Here is a 17,619-nt window from a genome sequence, read left to right as displayed (position 1 = left end):
TGAGGCCGAATCAGGGATTCGAACGGGGTGCGCCGGAGCGGCGTTGAGGGGTCATGCAGGAACTGCCGGTCAACCGCATCATCCAGGGTGACAGCGTCCAGATCATGGAGGGGCTGCCGGCAGGGTCGGTGGACATGATCTTCGCCGATCCGCCCTACAATCTGCAGCTGAAGGGCGAACTGAAGCGGCCCAACGAGACCGTGGTCGACGCGGTCACCGACGACTGGGACCAGTTCGAGAGCATGGAGGCCTATGACGCCTTCACCCGCGCCTGGCTGACCGCGGCGCGGCGGCTGCTGAAGGACGACGGCACGCTCTGGGTCATCGGCAGCTATCACAACATCTACCGAATTCGGCTCGCAGCTTCAGGATCTGGGCTTCTGGATCCTGAACGACGTGGTCTGGCGCAAGACCAACCCCATGCCGAACTTTCGCGGCCGGCGTCTGACCAATGCGCACGAGACCATGATCTGGTGCGCGAAGTCGGAGTCCGCAAAGGGCTACACCTTCAACTACGAAGCCCTGAAGGCGCTGAACGACGACCTGCAGATGCGCTCCGACTGGCTGCTGCCGATCTGCTCGGGCAACGAGCGTCTGAAGGTGAACGGCAAGAAGGCGCATTCGACGCAGAAACCCGAGGCGCTGCTCTACCGCATCCTGCTGACCGCGACCCGCGACGGTGACATCGTGCTCGACCCCTTCTTCGGCTCCGGCACCACCGGGGCGGTGGCCAAGAAGCTGGGCCGCCGGTTCGTCGGCATCGAGCAGGAAAGCCGCTTCTGCCGTCTGGCCCAGGCCCGCATCGCCCGGGTCCGCACCCTGCCGCCCGAGGACCGGGTGATCACGCCGCCCAAGCGTCAGGAACAGCGGATTCCCTTCGGCATGCTGCTGGAGCGCGGCCTGATCGAGCCGGGCACCGTGCTGCACGATCCCTACCGCCGCCACCAGGCGAAGGTGCGTCCTGACGGCTCACTGATCTGCGCCGACGCCACCGGCTCGATCCACAAGATCGGCGCCCATGTCCAGAAGGCGCCCAGCTGCAACGGCTGGGTCTACTGGCATGTTGACGTGGAGGGGAATCTGAAGCCGATCGACCTGTTCCGCCAGCAGATCCGCAGCGAGCTGGGAGACATCTGAGAGGCCGCGGCGCGTCTTGACCGTACAGTCGGGGCGAATTATCTCCGAAACAATCCTGTAACACCGAGAGTAGCGCAGACCCATGGCCCTTCTGCCGATCATCACCGCGCCCGACCCGCGTCTCCGGGTCAAGTCCGAGCCCGTCGAGACCGTCGACGACGGCCTGCGCAAGCTGATGGATGACATGCTGGAGACCATGTACGACGCGCCCGGCGTCGGCCTGTCGGCGATCCAGGTGGGCGTGCCGAAGCGGGTGATGGTGGTCGATTGCGCCCCCGACGATGCGGACCCGGAGCCGATCTATCTGGTCAATCCGGAGATCCGCGAGGCCTCGCCGGACCTCCGCGCCTACGAGGAAGGCTGCCTCAGCCTGCCCGAGCAGTATGCCGAGGTAGAGCGCCACGACCGCATCACCGTCGACTACCTCGACCGCGACGGCAACAGGCAGACGCTGGAGGCCGATGGCCTGCTCTCGACCTGCATCCAGCACGAGATGGACCATTTCGACGGCGTCCTGTTCGTCGACCACATCTCGGCGCTGAAACGGTCGATGATCATGAAACGGCTGAAGAAGGCGAAGAAGCTCAAGGCGACGGGGTGACCGCGCTGCGCATGGTCTTCATGGGCACGCCGGATTTCGCCGTGCCCGCCCTCCGCGCCATCCATGCGGCCGGTCACGAGGTCGTTGCGGCCTATTCCCAGCCGCCGCGCGCGGCAGGTCGGGGCAAGAAGCCGCGGCCCTCGCCGGTGCACAGGGCCGCCGCCGAACTCGGTATCGAGGTCTTCACGCCGCTGTCGCTGAAATCGCCGGAGGTGCAGTCGGAATTCGCCCTGCACAGGGCCGATGTCGCCGTCGTGGCGGCCTACGGCCTGATCCTGCCGCAGGCGATTCTGGATACGCCGCGGCTCGGCTGCTTCAACATCCACGCCTCGCTGCTGCCGCGCTGGCGCGGGGCGGCGCCGATCCACCGCGCGGTGATGGCAGGCGACGAGAAGACCGGCGTCACCATCATGAAGATGGATGCGGGGCTCGATACCGGCGACATGGCGCTGGTCGAGGAAACCGAGATCGGCCCGCGCGACACCACGGCGACGCTGCATGACCGGCTGGCGGAGATGGGCGCGAGACTGATGGTCGACGCGCTGGCGAAGCTTGCGGACGGGACGCTGGAGCTGACGCCGCAGCCCGACGAGGGCGTGACCTATGCGAAGAAGATCGACAAGGCCGAGGCGCAGATCGACTGGACCCGGGACGACTTCGAGATTGTCTCCCTGATCCACGGCCTCACGCCCTTTCCCGGCGCCTGGTTCGAGCATGGCGGCGAGCGGATCAAGGTGCATGACGCGCATCCGGTGATGATCGATCCGGCGGGGCACCCGCCGCCGCCCGGCACCGTCATCTCCGACAGCCTGATCGTCCGCTGCGGCAACGGTTTCGTGCAGCTGGAAACCCTGCAGCGCGCCGGCAAGAAGGCGATGAGCGCCGGCGACTTCCAGCGCGGCAAGGCCATTCCAGTGGGCGCGAGGCTGGGGTGAGGTTCCGACTTCTCATGCCCGTTGCGGGACTTGATCCCGCAACCCATTGCGGCGGCGATCCCGCTCTGGGCACCGGGATCGAGTTCCGGTGCGGATGGTGGGAAATCCGGCGGCGCGGCTTTCGATGACCCGCTACCGGTTCACGCTGGAGTATGACGGCGGCGACTTCGTCGGCTGGCAGCGGCAGACCAACGGCTATTCGGTCCAGCAGGCGGTCGAGGAGGCGATCCACCGCTTCACGGGCGAGACGGTCACGGCCATCGCGGCCAGCGCACGGACTCGGGCGTTCATGCGTTGGGCATGGTGGTCCATGCCGACATCGACAAGGCCATGCCGGCGGACAAGATCCGGGATGCGCTGAACTTCCATCTGAGACCGCATCCGGTGGCGGCGCTGTCCGCCGAGGCAGTGACCGAAGAGTTCAGTGCGCGCTTCGACTGCACGGCGCGGCACTATCTCTACCGCATCCTCAACCGCCACTCTGCGCCGGTGATCGACCGCGGCCGTGTCTGGCATGTGCCGGGGACGCTGGACGTGGCGGCGATGAACGAAGCCGCGGCGCAGCTTGTCGGCAAACATGACTTCGAGAGCTTCCGCTCGGCCCACTGTCAGGCCGAGACGGCGCTGAAGACGCTCGACCGGCTGGACGTCGAACGGTCGGGCGACGAATTGCAAATGCGCTGTTCGGCCCGGTCCTTCCTGCACAATCAGGTCCGCATCTTCGCCGGCACGCTGATCGAGGTGGGCAAGGGGCGCTGGAGCCCGGACGACGTGAAGACCGCGCTGGAAGCCCGCGACCGCAAGGCGGCGGGGCCGACGGCGCCGGCGCACGGGCTCTATTTCGTGAAGGCCGACTACCCGGCTTGACGCCTACTGGAAACGGGGACGGATGTCGTCGTCCAGGATCGCGAACAGCAGGTGATCCTGCCAGCGTCCGTTGATGCGGAGATAGCGGCGGGCGTAGCCTTCCTCGGTGAAGCCGCATTTGCGCAGCAGATCCGCGCTCGGCTTGTTCTCGGGCAGGCAGGCGGCCTCGATCCGGTGCAGGCCCATCTCCGAGAAGGCCCATTCAACCGTGAGGCTGATCGCCGCCGCCATGACGCCCTTGCGGGCGAAGCGGCGGCCGACCCAGTAGCCGGCGGAAGCCGACTGGGTGACGCCGCGGCGCACATTGGAATAGGTGATGCCCCCCATCAGCTGCCCGTCGGCATTGTTGAAAATGAAGAAGGCGTAGGCCTGATCGGCGCGGGCGTCGCGTTGATACAGGCGGATGCGGCGGCGGAAGCCGAGGCGCGAGAGCGCGTCGGCCGGCCATGTCGGTTCCCACTTTTCCAGGAAGTCGCGGCTTTCGGCGCGGACCTCGGCCCACATGCGCCAGTCGCCCGCCATCGGCGGACGAAGGTGGATGCGCGCGCCCCGCAGTACCGGTCTTGCGTCCTCGCTGGACATGCCTGCGAACATCAGCGCTGCGCTTTCCCTCTGTTCCCCTCGAAAGATTACCGTACCACGAGGCCGTTAGCCGAATCTTTCTGCGAAACGCGCGCCGTCTTCAAGCCCGGCGGCCGGGCCGATGGCGGCCAGTGCCGGCGGGCGGCCGCTGCCGAACAGTTTCGCCGCGACGCGGCGGACGGCGGCGGCGTCGACGGCATCGACCAGTTCCAGCCATTCGGCGGTGTCGGGCGGCGCGCCGTAGATCAGGGTCTGGCGGGCGATCTGTTCCAGACGCGCCGACGAGCTTTCCAGCGCCATCACCATGCCGGCCTTGATCTGGGAGCGGGAGCGCGCGGTCTCGTCCTCATCGACATCGTCTGCGGCGCGGCGGATCTCGTCGGCCAGCACGGGCTGCAGTTCGCCCAGCGCCTCGGGGTCGGTTGCGGCATAGACGCCGACCATGCCGCCATCCATCATCGAGCCGGCGAAGCTGAAGACGGAATAGGCGAGGCCGCGGTTCTCGCGGATCTCCTGAAACAGCCGCGAGGACATGCCGCCCCCCAGCAGGTTCGACAACACCTGCACCGCGGGGAAATCCGGATCGTCGAAGGCGACGCCGTCGACGCCGAAGGCGAGATGCACCTGTTCGATCGCACGTTCGTCGACCAGCTGGCTGCCGCGCCAGAGGCTCGGTTCCGGGCGTTCCATCGGGCTGTCGGCGACGTGGCCGAAGCGCGCCTCGGCCAGCTTCAGGAACTCGTCCGGGTCGACCGCGCCGGCTGCCGCCACGACCATCCGGCTGGCGCCATAGCCACGGCCCATGAAGCCTTCCAGCTCCTGGCGGCTGAAGCGGCCGACGCGGTCAGGCTTGCCCAGGATCGAACGGCCGACCGCCTGATCGGGATAGGCGGCTTCCTGCAGCAGGTCGAAGACCAGATCGTCGGGCGTGTCGTTGACCTGCGCGATCTCCTGACAGACGACGCTCCGCTCCCGCGCCAGTTCGTCTTCGGGGAAGGTCGAGTTCAGCACGATGTCGGCGATGATGTCGGTCGCCAGTTCCAGGTCTTCCTTCAGGGCGCGGGCGTAGTAGGCGGTCTGTTCCCGGCTGGTGTACGCGTTGATGTAGCCGCCGACGCCCTCGATCTCTTCGGCGATTGCGCGGGCCGTGCGCCGCCGCGTGCCCTTGAAGGCCATGTGCTCCAGCATGTGGGCGACGCCGTTCTCGTCGGCCCGCTCGTGGCGGCCGCCGACATCGATCCAGACGCCGACCGAGGTGGTCTCGACATGCGGCATCGGCGCGGTCACGACGCGCAGCCCGTTCGGCAGCGTGTGCATCAGTTCGGTCATCGGGCCACCCTGGCGCGTTCGGTGATGAAGGTCTGAAGCGCCGCCAGATCGTTCGGCAGGTCGGCGGCCCGCTCCGGCCGCTCCATCAGGTCGCCCATGCGCTCCGGCAGCGCCGGGCGGCGGCCGATGGCGCGCTCGACGGCGTCCGGGAACTTGGCCGGATGCGCGGTGGCCAGGCTAATCAGCGGCGTCTCGGGCGTGACGGCGCCGGCGGCGCGGGCCTGCCGGGCGGACGCGGTGCCCACCGCGGTGTGCGGATCGACGATCTCGCCGGTCTCGGCATGCAGGCGGCGGATCTCCGCCAGCGTGGCTTCCTCGTCGACGCGCGCCGAAGCGAAGCCCTGCCGCACCCCGTCGAAGGCCTTGCCGGCGATGTCGAAGCCGCCTGACTGTCCGAGGCTCTGGATCAGGCCGCGGACCTTCGCGCCGTCGCGTCCGGTCAGTTCGAACAGCAGGCGCTCGAAATTGGAAGCGACCTGGATGTCCATCGAGGGGCTCATGGTGGGGACGACGCCGTCCTTGCGGTAGCTGCCGGTCTCGACGAAGCGGTGCAGGATGTCGTTGACGTTGGCGCCGACGACCAGCCGGCCGATATCGGCGCCCATCTGCCGCGCGATGTGACCGGCGAAGACATTGCCGAAATTGCCCGACGGCACCGAGAACGCGACCTTGCGATCGGCGCTGCCGCCCAGCGCCAGTACGCCATGCACGTAATAGACGACCTGCGCGGCGACCCGGGCCCAGTTGATCGAGTTCACGGCCGACAGGCGCAGCCGGTCGCGGAACGCGAGATCGCCAAAGGCCGCCTTGACCAGCGCCTGGCAGTCGTCGAAGTCGCCGTCGACGGCGATGGCGTGCACGTTCGGATCGTCCACCGTGGTCATCTGGCGTCGCTGCACGTCCGACACGCGGCCCTTGGGGAACAGGATGAAGATATCGACGGCGTCGCGGCCGCGGCAGCCTTCGATCGCGGCGGACCCGGTGTCGCCGGAGGTCGCGCCAAGAATGGTGACCCGTTCGCCCCGGCGGGACAGCGCCTGGTCGAACAGACGGCCCAGCACCTGCAGGGCGAAATCCTTGAAGGCGAGGGTGGGGCCGTGGAACAGCTCCATCAGCCAGTCATTGGGGCCGATCTGCCTGATCGGAGCGACAGCGGCATGATCGAAGCCGTCATAGGCGGCGCGGGCCATGGCCTCGAGCTCGGCGCGGCTGACGGAATCGCCGGTGAATTCGGCCAGCACGGCTGCGGCCAGGGCCGGATAGTCCGTTCCGGCCAGCGCGGAAAGGTCGATCTCAGGAATTTTTTTCGGCACGTAAAGGCCGCCGTCGCGGGCGAGCCCCGCCAGCAGAACGTCCTCGAATGCCAGGTCCGGAGCTTCGCCCCGCGTGCTTTGATAGATCAACGACCGATCCTTCCCGAGTTTCCGCGGGTTCTAGATCAGAATGCCGCCGGTTGAAAGCCGCTGTCGAAGGCCGCTCTATGGCGCCGGCTGGATCGTGCCGGAAGCGGAAAATCCGAGTGGAATCAGCCGGATGAGCCGGATGGAGTAACTTACTCCAATTGATGAAGATCCCTAACCCACTTCAATTGATCCGGTTCATGCCTTTATAGATGTTCCCGATAGTATGTAAAATCGGGACAAGGCGTCATGTGATGAAGAAGCGCAACCCGATGATCTTCCTGTTTTTCGGCCAATTGAGCGCCTTCAGACAAGTACATTTTCGACCTATACGAAAATTCTTGCAGCAATTCGGGCCTCGATTACCTTCATGGACATGGCAATCACGCCATCAACAAAAAACAAGGAGGCCCCATGCCGGTGTTGCTCTCAATCGTGACGGTCGAAGACATCCTCTCCGATGTCAGCCGGTCGAACGGCGAGAAGCACGATCCGGATGTCAGCTCCGCCGTACGCAACGACAAGAAGGCGCGTGAAGCGCACAAGGCGGCGAGGCAGGCCCGGCGCATGGTCAGGTCTCTGGCCCATCAGGAGTAAGGAAATGAGTTTCCGCGACACCTTCATCACCTACGCCACGATCATCGCCTTCGGCGGTCTGCTGGCCGCGTGCGACGACACCATCCGCGGCATCGGTCAGGACACCAAGCAGACCGTCGATGCCGTCAGCGACAGCGTCCAGGGCAATCCCGAAGGTTCCAGCGAATAAGCAAGGGTCGACGGAACAGGTTCTGAGGAAGGGGAAGTAGCATGATCAGCGATCGCGCAGCAGGAATGACGATAGCCATCTTCACCATCATGGTGTGCGCGGCAGTAGCGTCCACGTTGGACCGCAGCCTTGACACCGGATCGATCAAGATCGCCGGGGCGGGGAAAGGGACGACATCAGAATTGTTCCAGCCGACCGGACTCAAGGGAGGTGCCCTCAAGATCAACCGCTAGCCGATATCTGCCGCCCCGCCGGGCCAACAAGAAGAACAAGAAGCAGAACAACAAGAACGAAGCTACGGCAAGGCGGCAGGTATCGGTGGCGGAGCCGACGAATCCGAGGTTGGACCGGCACCGGCCGGTCATCGCAAGCGGCGACGCAACAAGCCGCACAGGCGAACAGACCAGGGTTCCGCACCTCCTCCCTGGACGCCGGTCCGCGCGGTCCCAGCCAGCCCGCGGACCCGGCCGACGCAGCCAGCCAGGAACATCACGGGGCGGTCGTCCACGGGACGGCCGCCCACTTCTTTTTGGGTCCGACAGTGCGGGCACCTTCGGTATCGGTTGCCGGGACGGATTGCTCGCCGGGGACCTCGTCATGCGCATTCGGCAGGCCAGCATTCCGGCTTCGGAACGCAGACGCGCCGTCTGGAGCGCAGGGGCTGCCGCAAGATCCTCGGGATTCGAAATCAGAGTTCCAGCGAGCCCTCGATCAGGATCCGGGTCTCGCCACCGATCATGATCCTGTCCGGATCCCGGGCGTCGCGTCGGATGTGGACGCGGCGGCCCGGCCGATGCTGACACCCTGCGAGACCGTGATGTCGCCGTTCAGCCTGCCCTCGGCATGCATCCAGCGTGCGATCGCGGCGTTCAGCGAACCGGTGATGGGATCCTCGCTCATGCCGCTGGACGGCGCCAGCATGCGCACCTCGTAGTCGAATTCCGAACCCGGGACGTGCGGACCGATCAGGCCGATGGCCTTGAACTGCGGCCAACTGACCTTCGCGGAGTCGGCCGCCAGCACGTCATCGGCGCTTCCTAGTTCGAAAACCTGCCAGACCGGACCGTTGTCCAGCACCGCCGTCCGGACAATCCGCTCCGCCGCCAGATCGAGCTGGCCTGCGATGCGGTTCCGTTCGGCGTCCGGCATCGGGGCTATTCGGGTCGGTGGCGCGGCGAACGCCGGAACCGGGCCTGAAATGTCGATCTCGACGATGCCAACGCCGCATTCCTGCCGGACAAGACCGGCATGGGCCGGTACGCCGCCTGTATGCAGCCAGGCGGCGCAGCTTCCCAGTGTCGGGTGGCCGGCAAAGGGCATCTCCCGCGACGGGGTGAATATCTTCAGCCGGTAGTCGGCGGTCTCGTCTGTCGGCGGCAGCAGGAAGGTCGTTTCGGCCAGGTTGGTCCATGCCGCGAAGCGCTGCATGTCGTCGTCGGTCAACCCGCCGGAATCGACCACCACGGCCAGTCCGTTGCCACGCGTCGGGACCGAGGTGAATACATCGCACTGGATGAAGCGTCGCCGCATGGCCGAACCCCCTGTGAAGAAGCAACGATCTGGTGCGGCGGCGGCTGCAATCCAGTGCCGCTTTGCCCGTGATTTTGCATCTGAGCGCTGATAGTGTCCGGCTTTCCGACACGGTCGAAACTCCGGGGGACATCGGGCCATGAGCATTCAGCAGAACATTCCCAACGACCTGGAATCCTTCTGGATCCCGTTCACGCCGAACCGCCAGTTCAAGCGCGAGCCGCGGCTGCTCGTTTCCGCCAAGGACATGCACTACACCTCGCTGGACGGCCGCCAGATCCTCGATGGCTCGGCCGGTCTCTGGTGCGTGAATGCCGGCCATGCGCGCGAGAAGATCGTGAAGGCGATCCAGGCGAATGCCGAGACGCTCGATTTCGCGCCGTCCTTCCAGTATGCCAACCCGATGGCCTTCGAACTGGCGACCAAGGTCGCCGAGCTGACGCCGGATCCGCTGAACCGCATCTTCTTCACCAATTCCGGCTCCGAGGCGGTCGATACCGCGCTGAAAATCGCCCTGGCCTATCACCGCGCCCGCGGCGAAGGGCACCGTACCCGACTGATCGGCCGGGAGCGCGGCTATCACGGTGTCGGCTTCGGCGGCATCTCGGTGGGCGGCATCGTCAAGAACCGCAACGTCTTCGGCTCCCTGCTCGCCGGCGTCGATCACCTGCCGCATACCCACGATCTGAAGCGCAACGCCTTCACGAAGGGCGAGCCGCAGCACGGCGCCGAACTGGCCGACCGGCTGGAGGAAATCGTCCAGCTGCACGATCCGGCGACGGTCGCCGCCGTCATCGTCGAGCCGATGGCCGGCTCGACCGGCGTGCTGGTGCCGCCGAAGGGCTACCTGCAGCGCTTGCGGGAGATCTGTGACAAGTACGGCATCCTGCTGATCTTCGACGAAGTCATCACCGGTTTCGGCCGGCTGGGCACGAACTTCGCGGCGCAGCGCTTCGGCGTCACCCCCGACCTGATGACCATGGCCAAGGGGCTGACCAACGCTGCCGTACCGATGGGCGCGGTCGCGGCCCGCGACGACATCTACGAGACCTTCATGACCGGCCCCGATCACATGATCGAGCTGTTCCACGGCTATACCTATTCGGCACATCCGATGGCCTGCGCCGCCGGCATCGCGACGCTGGATCTCTACAAGGAAGAGAAGCTGTTCGACCGGGTCGTCGAACTGGAGGACTACTGGCAGGAGGCGGTCCACGGGCTGGCCGACGCGAAGAACGTCATCGACATCCGCAATATCGGCCTGGTCGGCGCCATCGAGGTCGCGCCGCGCCCCGGCGAGCCGACCAAGCGCGGCTTCGAGGCGATGATCAAGGCGTTCGAGAAGGGCGCGATGGTGCGCGTCACCGGCGACATCATCGCCCTTTCGCCGCCCTTCATCATCTCGAAGGACCAGATCGACGAACTGATGGGCCTCGTCCGCGAGGTGCTGAGCGAGATCGACTGACCGGATTCAGGAGCGGGGGCGCTCGACCCGGTCGATCCCCGGCTCCCGGCTCAGGGCGGCGATGATGTCGTTGAGGTGCCGCACGTCGCGGACCTCGATATCCAGCGTCAGAATGGCGAAGTCCGGTGTCGTCTTGCGCATGTGCAGGTAGACGATGTTGCCGTCGTGGTTGGCGATGACGGCGGTGGTGCGGTTCAGCATGCCCGGACGGTTCGGCATCTCCGCCTCCAGCCGCCCGACATAGAGTCGGCCGTCCTCCTCGACGCCGGTCCAGGCGGTGTCCAGCCAGCGTTCCGGCATGTCCTGCACCATCTCCAGCGCAGCGCAGTCGATGGTGTGGATGTAGATGCCGCGGCCCTCATACATGATGCCGACGATGCGGTCGCCGGGCACGGCGCGGCAGCATTCGGGGAAGTGGACCGCGCTGCCGGGGCGCAGGCCGCGGATCGGCAGGGCGTCGTCGCGCTCCGGATTCTTCGGTTTCAGCCGGCGGCGCTTGCTCTTGCTCTCGGTCGGATAGGCCTCGGCCAGCACATCGCGCGGCGCGACGATGCCCTCGCCCACGGCGGCGTAGAGATCCTCGATCGAGGCGTAGCCCAGCGACAGCACCGCAGCGCCCATGTCCTTCGGCCGGAACCGCCGCCGTGCGGCCGAGAAGGTCGATTCCAGCAGGCGCTGACCCATGCTGATGTGCTCGGCGCGGATCTTCAGCCGGGTCGCGCGGCGGATGGCGGCGCGGGCCTTGCCGGTGACGACCAGCCCCTCCCATGACGGATCGGGGCTCTGCGTGTCGGAGGCCAGAATCTGCACCTGGTCGCCATTGCGCAGGATGGACTGCAGCGGCCGCCGCCGGCCGTTCACATGCGCGCCGACGCAGGTGTTGCCGAGATCGGTGTGGACGGCATAGGCGAAGTCGAGTGGGGTCGCGCCCTGCGGCAGCTGTATGAGCCGGCCCTTGGGTGTGAAGCAGAACACCTGGTCGGCGTACATGTTCAGCTTCGAGTTATCGAGGAACTCCTTGAAGCTCGACGCGTCGTTGAGGATGTCCAGCAGTTCCTTCAGCCAGCGTTCTTCTTCCAGCGCCGGCTTCGATTTCGCGCGTGGCCCTTCCTTGTAGCGCCAGTGGGCGGCCAGGCCGAACTCGGCGCGCTCGTGCATCTCGCGGGAGCGGAACTGGATCTCGGTGCGCATCCGCTCCGGTCCGATGACCACGGTATGGAGCGACTGGTAGTTGTTGCGCTTGGGCGTCGAGATGTAGTCGTCGAACTCGCCCGGCACCATCGGATAGGCCTGATGGATGGCGCCCAGTGCCCGGTAGCAGGTGTTGGGATCGGCGACGATAGCGCGGAAGCCGAACACGTCCGCCAGCTTCTCGAACGGAATCTTCTTCTGCTCCAGCTTGCGCCAGATGGAGAAGGGCCGCTTCTCGCGGCCCGTGACCTCGGCCTCGATGCCCGCCTCTTCCAGCCGCCGCGACAGCTCGGCCTTCATGCGGACGATCAGGTCGCCGGCCTGGGCCCGGAGTTGCTGCAGCCGGGCGGTCACCGTCTGGTAGGCCTCCGGCTCGAGGACCTGGAAGGAGAGGTCCTGCAGTTCCTCCTTGATCTCGTGCATGCCGACCCGTTCGGCCAGCGGCGCGTAGATCTCCATCGTCTCCTGCGCGATCCGCTGCCGCTTCTCCGGTTTCAGGAAGCCGATGGTGCGCATGTTGTGCAGGCGGTCGGCCAGCTTCACCAGCAGCACGCGGATGTCGTCGGACATGGCCAGCAGAAGCTTGCGGAAATTCTCCGCCTGCTGGGTCTCGTCGGAGATCAGCTCGACCTGGGACAGCTTGGTGACGCCGTCGACCAGACCGGCGATATCCTCGCCGAACATGCCGGCGATCTCGCGCCGCGTGGCCTTGGTGTCCTCGATCGTGTCGTGCAGCAGGGCGGTGACGATCGATTCCGGGTCCATCCTGTAGTGGGTCAGGATGCCGGCCACCTCCAGCGGGTGCGTGATGTAGGGATCGCCGGACGCGCGCTTCTGGCTGCCGTGCGCCTTCATGGCGAAGACGTAGGCCTTGTTTATCAGGTTCTCGTCGGCGGCCGGGTCGTAGGCCAGCACCGATTCAACCAGTTCCATCTGCCGCATCATGGCGGCGATTTTACGTGCGTTTTACGGAAGGTCGAGCCTGTCGAACACAGGGGGATTGCTGAAATTCAGCCCTCCGACGACGACTCGCCTGACGCAATCGCCGCCAGCTCGCGGCGCATGCGCTCGGCCAGATCGTCCTCTTCCGGCTCGTCGCGCTCGACGCGGCGCTGGAAGCTGCTTATCAGCGCCTCCTTGAGGTCGGCCGGCTTCAGCTTCTCGTCGGCGATCTCGCGCAGGGAGACGACCGGATTCTTGTCGTTGTCGCGGTCGACCAGCAGCTCGGCGCCATTGGAGATGCCGCGGGCGCGCTGCCCGGCGAGCAGAACCAGCTCGAAGCGGTTCTCGACCTTGTCGATGCAATCTTCAACGGTGACGCGGGCCATGAACGGGCCTCCTGCAGATCGGGAAAGAGGTGAAGCCGGCTATTTAGCTACCCGCAGCGCCGCCGGCAAGGTGTTTCTCCTGCTCTGGCGTCATGGGCACGATGCGGCTGCAGTCGGTACCGCCGATCATGCTTTCCAGCGGCAGCCCGCTTGATGGATGCCGCCAGTCCGGCGCGATTTCCTGCAGCGGCAGCAGCACGAAGGCCCGCTCGTGCATCCGGGGATGCGGCAGCGCGGCGACGCCATGGACGCCGCAGGGCGCGCGGACGACGCCGTCGAAGTCGATCAGGTCCAGATCGATCCGGCGCGGCGCCCAGCGCTCGGTGCGGACCCGGCCAAAGGACCACTCCACTTCGTGAAGGGTCTGCAGCAGGCGGTCGGCGCAGAGATCGGTCTCGACGGCGGCGACGCCGTTCACATACCAGGGCTGGCCGGACAGGCTTTCCGGCCAGGGTGGCGTCAGGTACCAGCGGCTCTGTGCCGCCACCCGCACGCCCCGGCTGGCAAGGGCTGCGAGGGCCGCCTCAAGGGTCTGCGCCGGCTCGCCATGTTCGGGGTGCGGAAGATTGGCACCCAGACCGATGATGATCACGCAAACCTCCCGGACGGCAGCCCGCCGCCAATCCCGTTCCAGATGATGGGCCGCCATTGCGGAGCGCACCGGCCTGTGGCAGACCTATCGCGCGAAAGCAATTACCCGCGCGCCCGAAAGCGGCACGACCATGTCGCCTCTCCGCAGCGCGGGACCGTGCATAGGACATTATGGGATTTTTGGAAATGGCCGGTTTGGATCTGGGCGTCTACTCGACCGAGAAAGTGGCGCTGTTCATTGACGGCGCCAATCTTTACGCCGCGGCGCGGACGCTGGGTTTCGACATCGACTACCGCAAGCTCAGGGCCGCCTTCGCCCGCCAGGGAACGCTGGTCCGGGCCTTCTACTACACCGCATTGATGGAAGATCAGGAGTATTCGCCGCTGCGTCCGCTGGTCGACTGGCTCGATTACAACGGTTTCACGATGGTGACCAAGCCCGCCAAGGAATTCGTCGGCCAGGACGGCCGGCGCAAGGTGAAGGGCAACATGGATATCGAGCTGGCCGTCGACATGATGGAGATGGCCGAGTTCATCGACCACGCCATCCTGTTCTCAGGCGACGGCGATTTCCGCAGCGTCATCGAGGCGGTCCAGCGCAAGGGCGTCCGTTGCACGGTGGTCAGCTCCATCCGGACCCAGCCGCCGATGATCGCCGACGAGCTGCGCCGGCAGGCCGACCAGTTCGTCGAACTCGCCGACCTGCAGCAGACCATCGCCCGCGAAGGTGGCCGCCCGCCCCAGCCAAGGCGCGAGATGCCGTCGCGCGACGATGACGAGGACGACTACGAAGACGATCCGCTGGTCCGCTGATGCCAGACGGTTTTGCCGGGCCCGCGCCGGATTGCGCGCGCTGCCCGAGACTGGTCGCCTTCCGGACAGACAACTGCGCCGCCTATCCTGATTTCCACAACGCGCCGGTTCAGTCCTTCGGCGGGCTGGATTCACGCGTGCTGGTGGTCGGGCTGGCGCCGGGCCTGAAAGGGGCCAACCGAACCGGCCGTTCACCGGCGACGGCGCAGGCGACCTGCTCTATCCGGCGCTGGTCCGCGCAGGCTTTGCCGCCGGAACCTATGACCGGCGGGCGGATGACGGTCTGGAACTGAGAGGTGCGCGGATCACCAACGCTGTCCGCTGCGTCCCGCCGCAGAACAAGGTCACCGGCGCCGAGGCCGCGAACTGCCGGCCCTTCCTTATCGACGAGATCGGCGCCATGCCACGTCTGAAGGTGCTGCTGGCGCTGGGACGCGTGGCGCACGAGGCCGTCCTGCGCACCTTCGGGCTGCGGCTCGGCGATTACCCCTTCGCGCATGGCGAGGTGCACGAACTGCCCGGCGGCCTGCGGATGGCCGACAGCTTTCACTGTTCGCGCTACAACGTGAACACCGGCCGCCTGACCGAAGCCATGTTCGATCAGGTCCTGGAGACGGTGCGTCAGAACACCCAGTAACCGCCGTCGATCAGGAAGCTCTCGGCGGTGTGGAAGCTGGACGCCTCCGACATGATGTAGACCGCGATGCCGCCGAAATCCTCGGGCTTGCCCCAGCGGCGCATCGGCATGCGCGGCATCACGTTGCCGCTGAAGCGCGGGTCGGCGAAGGCGCTCTCGGTCATCTCGGTCTCGATCCAGCCGGGCAGGATGGAGTTGGCTGTGACGCCGTGGCGCGCGAACTCGATCGCCAGCGCGTTCATCATCGAGACCAGGCCGCCCTTGGAGAAGGCGTAGTGCTCGTTGCGGGCCGGACCCGACAACGCGGCCAGCGATGCCGTGCCGACCAGCCGCCCGAAGGGATCGCCGTTCTTCGACCGCTCGACCATGTGCCGTGCGGCAGCCCGGAAAGTGTAGAAGACGCCGTCCATGTTCACCGACATGACATAGCGCCAGTCCTCGATATCCATCTCGGTGAAGGCCTTGCCGCGGGCGGAAACGCCGGCATTGGCGAAGCAGCCGTCGACGCGGCCATGCGCTTCCAGGGTGGCGGCGAAGCACTTCTCGACATCGGCCTCGTCGGCGACGTCGCAGACCAGCGCGGTATGGGTGCCGCCGGTTCCGGCGGCCTTCAGCTTCTCCAGCGCCTCGGCGTTCTTGCCCTCGTTGCGGCCCCAGATGCAGACGTCGCCGCCCGCTGCGGCGATGGCTTCGCCGAAGCCGAGACCGATGCCGCCATTGCCGCCGGTGACAAGAGCGACCTTGCCGGTCAGATCGAACGGTTGATAAGCCATGACCAATCCCTCCCCGAATTGTCGTCGTGGATACGCAGTACGGCCCCTCGGGGCCTGCGTCTAGATAGTGGGGTCGGCGGGACCGCCCTTGCTGTACTCGACGCCGTTCTCGCGCATCAGCGATTCCACCTCGGCGACGACGTCCTTCAGATGGAACGGCTTGGACAGCACCTTCGCGGCATGCTTGCCCTCCCGGTGGGACTGCATCGCCACGGCGGCAAAGCCGGTGATGAACATGACCCGGATGTTGGGATCGGTGCGTTCGGCCCGGCGCGCCAGTTCGATGCCGTCCAGTTCGGGCATGACGATGTCGGCCAGCAACAGGTCGAACTTCTCCGGGCCCAGATGCATCAGGGCTTCCATGCCGTCCCTGACAGCGACGACTTCGTGGCCGTCCCGTCTCAGTGCGCGCGCCAGATAGGGCCGCAGTGAGTTGTCGTCCTCAGCCAGCAGTATCCTAGCCATACAAGTTCCTTGCCCGGTGGGGTCGGATCGAAGATCCGCTTCCGGGGCTGCTCCCTCAAGTGCGGAGACAATTCTAGCCCCAAATGCATTCGCTTGGGAACGGTTTGCCGTCCTCCATGGCCCGCTATATCATCGAAATGCAAAGAAAGTCCTGCTCCGGCAGCGCCGGATGCAATCTCCGAAAGCCCGTTCATGCGAATCGACCCCGACAGGCGTTTGATCGACCCCGCACTTGCGCTGTTTTCGCCGGCCGAACAGCTGTTGCCGGTGGTCCTGGCGTCGCCGCATTCGGGGCGGATCTATCCGCAGGCCTTCCTCGAGGCGTCCCGGCTTGACGAAGTCACGATCCGCAAGTCGGAGGACAGCTTCGTCGACGAGATCTTCGAGCCAGCGGTCGCCCGCGGCGCGCCCCTGCTGGCGGCGCTGTTTCCCCGCGCCTATTGCGACGTCAACCGCGAACCCTACGAACTCGATCCCTCGATGTACGAGGACCGGCTGCCGCCGCATGCGAATACCCGCTCGCTGCGGGTCGCCGGCGGCCTGGGCACCATCGCGCGGGTCGTCAGCAGCGGCGAGAACATCTACCGCCACCGCCTGCCGTTCGCCGAGGCGGAGCGCCGCATCCGGCACTATTACAGGCCCTATCACGCCGCCTTGTCGGACCTGGTGGACCGGACCGTGGACGCCTTCGGGACCTGTCTGGTCATCGATTGCCACTCCATGCCGTCGAACGCCCTGCCGCGCGACCGACGGCGCCGTCCCGAAAAGCCGGACATCGTCCTCGGCGACCGCTTTGCGACCTCCTGCGCCCGGGATTTTACTGACAGGGCCGAGGCGTTCCTGACCGCCCGAGGGTACCGGGTCGCCCGCAATGCGCCATACGCAGGGGGGTTCTGCACCAGCCATTACGGCCGTCCCGGTCTGGGCCTTCATGCCCTGCAGATCGAGATCAATCGGGCCCTCTACATGGACGAGGCGCGATTCACCCGCCGCCCGCGGATCGCGAACCTGGCGCTGGACATGGCCGATCTGATCGAGGTCCTGGCGGATGCCAATGCTGCCGGGATGCAGCACGCCGCAGAGTAAATTCCGGATCCGGAAGAAAAAAGGCCGTCCCGAAATTCGGGACGGCCCAAGTCTAGGGAGGAAACGCCCGGAAACCGGGCAAGGCGGTCAGCGACCGCCCGTATGAAGACTCTATCTCGCAAT

General features: G+C 66.2%; 16 protein-coding genes and 4 pseudogenes. 11 read left to right on the top strand and 9 right to left on the bottom strand.

Annotation, left to right across the window (positions count from 1 at the left end; genetic code table 11):
- Nucleotides 1-53: 53 nt before the first annotated feature.
- The 4 genes and pseudogenes from ACMVY4_RS00100 to truA all read left to right on the top strand — a co-directional run bounded on the left by ACMVY4_RS00100 (nt 54) and on the right by truA (nt 3,540).
- A pseudogene (locus ACMVY4_RS00100) lies at nt 54-1,137 on the top strand (site-specific DNA-methyltransferase).
- 82 nt (nt 1,138-1,219) lie between these two features.
- Complete coding sequence (gene def, locus ACMVY4_RS00095; RefSeq protein ID WP_416898182.1) at nt 1,220-1,738, top strand: peptide deformylase; 519 nt, start codon at nt 1,220-1,222, stop codon at nt 1,736-1,738.
- 5 nt (nt 1,739-1,743) lie between these two features.
- Nucleotides 1,744-2,673: a methionyl-tRNA formyltransferase gene (gene fmt, locus ACMVY4_RS00090; protein WP_416900379.1), complete on the top strand. Its 930-nt coding sequence runs from the start codon at nt 1,744-1,746 to the stop codon at nt 2,671-2,673.
- A gap of 124 nt (nt 2,674-2,797) precedes the next feature.
- Nucleotides 2,798-3,540, top strand: a pseudogene (gene truA / locus ACMVY4_RS00085) (tRNA pseudouridine(38-40) synthase TruA).
- A 3-nt stretch (nt 3,541-3,543) separates the two neighbouring features.
- Here the strand turns inward: truA and ACMVY4_RS00080 are convergent.
- From ACMVY4_RS00080 to thrC, 3 genes are read right to left on the bottom strand one after another with little or no spacing between them, the layout of a single operon-like run.
- The gene (locus ACMVY4_RS00080) at nt 3,544-4,134 is read right to left on the bottom strand and encodes a GNAT family N-acetyltransferase (RefSeq protein ID WP_416898181.1); all 591 of its coding nucleotides are present in this window, start codon (nt 4,132-4,134) and stop codon (nt 3,544-3,546) included.
- 54 nt (nt 4,135-4,188) lie between these two features.
- Complete coding sequence (locus tag ACMVY4_RS00075) at nt 4,189-5,451, bottom strand: M16 family metallopeptidase (RefSeq protein ID WP_416898180.1); 1,263 nt, start codon at nt 5,449-5,451, stop codon at nt 4,189-4,191.
- Nucleotides 5,448-6,854 carry a threonine synthase gene (gene thrC / locus ACMVY4_RS00070; protein ID WP_416898179.1) on the bottom strand — a complete coding sequence of 469 codons (1,407 nt, stop codon included), beginning with the start codon at nt 6,852-6,854 and terminating at the stop codon, nt 5,448-5,450. The genes ACMVY4_RS00075 and thrC overlap by 4 nt, the downstream gene beginning before the upstream one ends.
- A gap of 411 nt (nt 6,855-7,265) precedes the next feature.
- Between thrC and ACMVY4_RS00065 the strand changes: the two genes are divergently transcribed.
- The 3 genes from ACMVY4_RS00065 to ACMVY4_RS00055 are packed head-to-tail and all read left to right on the top strand — an operon-like array spanning nt 7,266 to nt 7,850.
- Nucleotides 7,266-7,448 (top strand): hypothetical protein, encoded by a 183-nt coding sequence (locus tag ACMVY4_RS00065; RefSeq protein WP_416898178.1) that lies wholly within the window; start codon nt 7,266-7,268, stop codon nt 7,446-7,448.
- A 4-nt stretch (nt 7,449-7,452) separates the two neighbouring features.
- Nucleotides 7,453-7,617: an EncA/B family entericidin gene (locus tag ACMVY4_RS00060; RefSeq protein WP_416898177.1), complete on the top strand. Its 165-nt coding sequence runs from the start codon at nt 7,453-7,455 to the stop codon at nt 7,615-7,617.
- A 41-nt stretch (nt 7,618-7,658) separates the two neighbouring features.
- A complete protein-coding gene (locus tag ACMVY4_RS00055) occupies nt 7,659-7,850 on the top strand; it encodes a hypothetical protein (protein WP_416898176.1) in 192 nt (63 codons plus the stop codon).
- Between the two features lie 502 nt (nt 7,851-8,352).
- Here the strand turns inward: ACMVY4_RS00055 and ACMVY4_RS00050 are convergent.
- Nucleotides 8,353-9,147 (bottom strand): PhzF family phenazine biosynthesis protein, encoded by a 795-nt coding sequence (locus ACMVY4_RS00050; RefSeq protein WP_416898175.1) that lies wholly within the window; start codon nt 9,145-9,147, stop codon nt 8,353-8,355.
- A gap of 139 nt (nt 9,148-9,286) precedes the next feature.
- On the opposite strand from ACMVY4_RS00050, the gene ACMVY4_RS00045 reads away from it, so the two are divergent.
- Nucleotides 9,287-10,612 carry an aspartate aminotransferase family protein gene (locus ACMVY4_RS00045; RefSeq protein ID WP_416898174.1) on the top strand — a complete coding sequence of 442 codons (1,326 nt, stop codon included), beginning with the start codon at nt 9,287-9,289 and terminating at the stop codon, nt 10,610-10,612.
- Between the two features lie 6 nt (nt 10,613-10,618).
- On the opposite strand, the gene ACMVY4_RS00040 is transcribed toward ACMVY4_RS00045, so the two are convergent.
- The 3 genes and pseudogenes from ACMVY4_RS00040 to folK all read right to left on the bottom strand — a co-directional run bounded on the left by ACMVY4_RS00040 (nt 10,619) and on the right by folK (nt 13,723).
- A complete protein-coding gene (locus ACMVY4_RS00040) occupies nt 10,619-12,736 on the bottom strand; it encodes a RelA/SpoT family protein (RefSeq protein ID WP_416898173.1) in 2,118 nt (705 codons plus the stop codon).
- Between the two features lie 83 nt (nt 12,737-12,819).
- Nucleotides 12,820-13,131, bottom strand: a pseudogene (rpoZ, locus tag ACMVY4_RS00035) (DNA-directed RNA polymerase subunit omega); the annotation flags it as partial.
- Nucleotides 13,132-13,174: 43 nt separating this feature from the next.
- The gene (gene folK / locus ACMVY4_RS00030; RefSeq protein ID WP_416898172.1) at nt 13,175-13,723 is read right to left on the bottom strand and encodes a 2-amino-4-hydroxy-6-hydroxymethyldihydropteridine diphosphokinase; all 549 of its coding nucleotides are present in this window, start codon (nt 13,721-13,723) and stop codon (nt 13,175-13,177) included.
- A gap of 185 nt (nt 13,724-13,908) precedes the next feature.
- On the opposite strand from folK, the gene ACMVY4_RS00025 reads away from it, so the two are divergent.
- Nucleotides 13,909-14,535: an NYN domain-containing protein gene (locus ACMVY4_RS00025; protein WP_416898171.1), complete on the top strand. Its 627-nt coding sequence runs from the start codon at nt 13,909-13,911 to the stop codon at nt 14,533-14,535.
- Nucleotides 14,535-15,172, top strand: a pseudogene (locus ACMVY4_RS00020) (uracil-DNA glycosylase). Before ACMVY4_RS00025 ends, ACMVY4_RS00020 begins: the two are co-directional and overlap by 1 nt.
- Here the strand turns inward: ACMVY4_RS00020 and ACMVY4_RS00015 are convergent.
- Together ACMVY4_RS00015 and ACMVY4_RS00010 are read right to left on the bottom strand one after the other, a co-directional pair.
- Nucleotides 15,157-15,945 carry an SDR family NAD(P)-dependent oxidoreductase gene (locus ACMVY4_RS00015; RefSeq protein WP_416898170.1) on the bottom strand — a complete coding sequence of 263 codons (789 nt, stop codon included), beginning with the start codon at nt 15,943-15,945 and terminating at the stop codon, nt 15,157-15,159. The pseudogene ACMVY4_RS00020 and the gene ACMVY4_RS00015 overlap by 16 nt on opposite strands.
- 60 nt (nt 15,946-16,005) lie before the next feature.
- Entirely contained in the window at nt 16,006-16,410 is a 405-nt protein-coding gene (locus ACMVY4_RS00010) for a response regulator (protein ID WP_416898169.1), read from the bottom strand.
- A 192-nt stretch (nt 16,411-16,602) separates the two neighbouring features.
- Here ACMVY4_RS00010 and ACMVY4_RS00005 point away from each other — a divergent pair, with 192 nt between their 5' ends.
- Nucleotides 16,603-17,496 (top strand): N-formylglutamate amidohydrolase, encoded by an 894-nt coding sequence (locus ACMVY4_RS00005; RefSeq protein ID WP_416898168.1) that lies wholly within the window; start codon nt 16,603-16,605, stop codon nt 17,494-17,496.
- The last annotated feature ends 123 nt before the right edge of the window (nt 17,497-17,619 follow it).

Source organism: Minwuia sp. (assembly GCF_048007105.1).
Lineage (GTDB): Bacteria > Pseudomonadota > Alphaproteobacteria > Minwuiales > Minwuiaceae > Minwuia.
Note: the sequence above shows the minus strand (reverse complement) of the source record. Positions and strands in the feature narration are given on the sequence as shown.

Coding starts and splice junctions, on each gene's coding strand:
- def (WP_416898182.1), top strand. CDS start 1,220: ATGGCCCTTCTGCCGATCATCACCGCGCCCGACCCGCGTCTCCGGGTC.
- ACMVY4_RS00080 (WP_416898181.1), bottom strand. CDS start 4,134: ATGTTCGCAGGCATGTCCAGCGAGGACGCAAGACCGGTACTGCGGGGC.
- ACMVY4_RS00075 (WP_416898180.1), bottom strand. CDS start 5,451: ATGACCGAACTGATGCACACGCTGCCGAACGGGCTGCGCGTCGTGACC.
- ACMVY4_RS00065 (WP_416898178.1), top strand. CDS start 7,266: ATGCCGGTGTTGCTCTCAATCGTGACGGTCGAAGACATCCTCTCCGAT.
- ACMVY4_RS00060 (WP_416898177.1), top strand. CDS start 7,453: ATGAGTTTCCGCGACACCTTCATCACCTACGCCACGATCATCGCCTTC.
- ACMVY4_RS00055 (WP_416898176.1), top strand. CDS start 7,659: ATGATCAGCGATCGCGCAGCAGGAATGACGATAGCCATCTTCACCATC.
- ACMVY4_RS00050 (WP_416898175.1), bottom strand. CDS start 9,147: ATGCGGCGACGCTTCATCCAGTGCGATGTATTCACCTCGGTCCCGACG.
- ACMVY4_RS00045 (WP_416898174.1), top strand. CDS start 9,287: ATGAGCATTCAGCAGAACATTCCCAACGACCTGGAATCCTTCTGGATC.
- ACMVY4_RS00040 (WP_416898173.1), bottom strand. CDS start 12,736: ATGGAACTGGTTGAATCGGTGCTGGCCTACGACCCGGCCGCCGACGAG.
- ACMVY4_RS00025 (WP_416898171.1), top strand. CDS start 13,909: ATGGCCGGTTTGGATCTGGGCGTCTACTCGACCGAGAAAGTGGCGCTG.
- ACMVY4_RS00015 (WP_416898170.1), bottom strand. CDS start 15,945: ATGGCTTATCAACCGTTCGATCTGACCGGCAAGGTCGCTCTTGTCACC.
- ACMVY4_RS00010 (WP_416898169.1), bottom strand. CDS start 16,410: ATGGCTAGGATACTGCTGGCTGAGGACGACAACTCACTGCGGCCCTAT.
- ACMVY4_RS00005 (WP_416898168.1), top strand. CDS start 16,603: ATGCGAATCGACCCCGACAGGCGTTTGATCGACCCCGCACTTGCGCTG.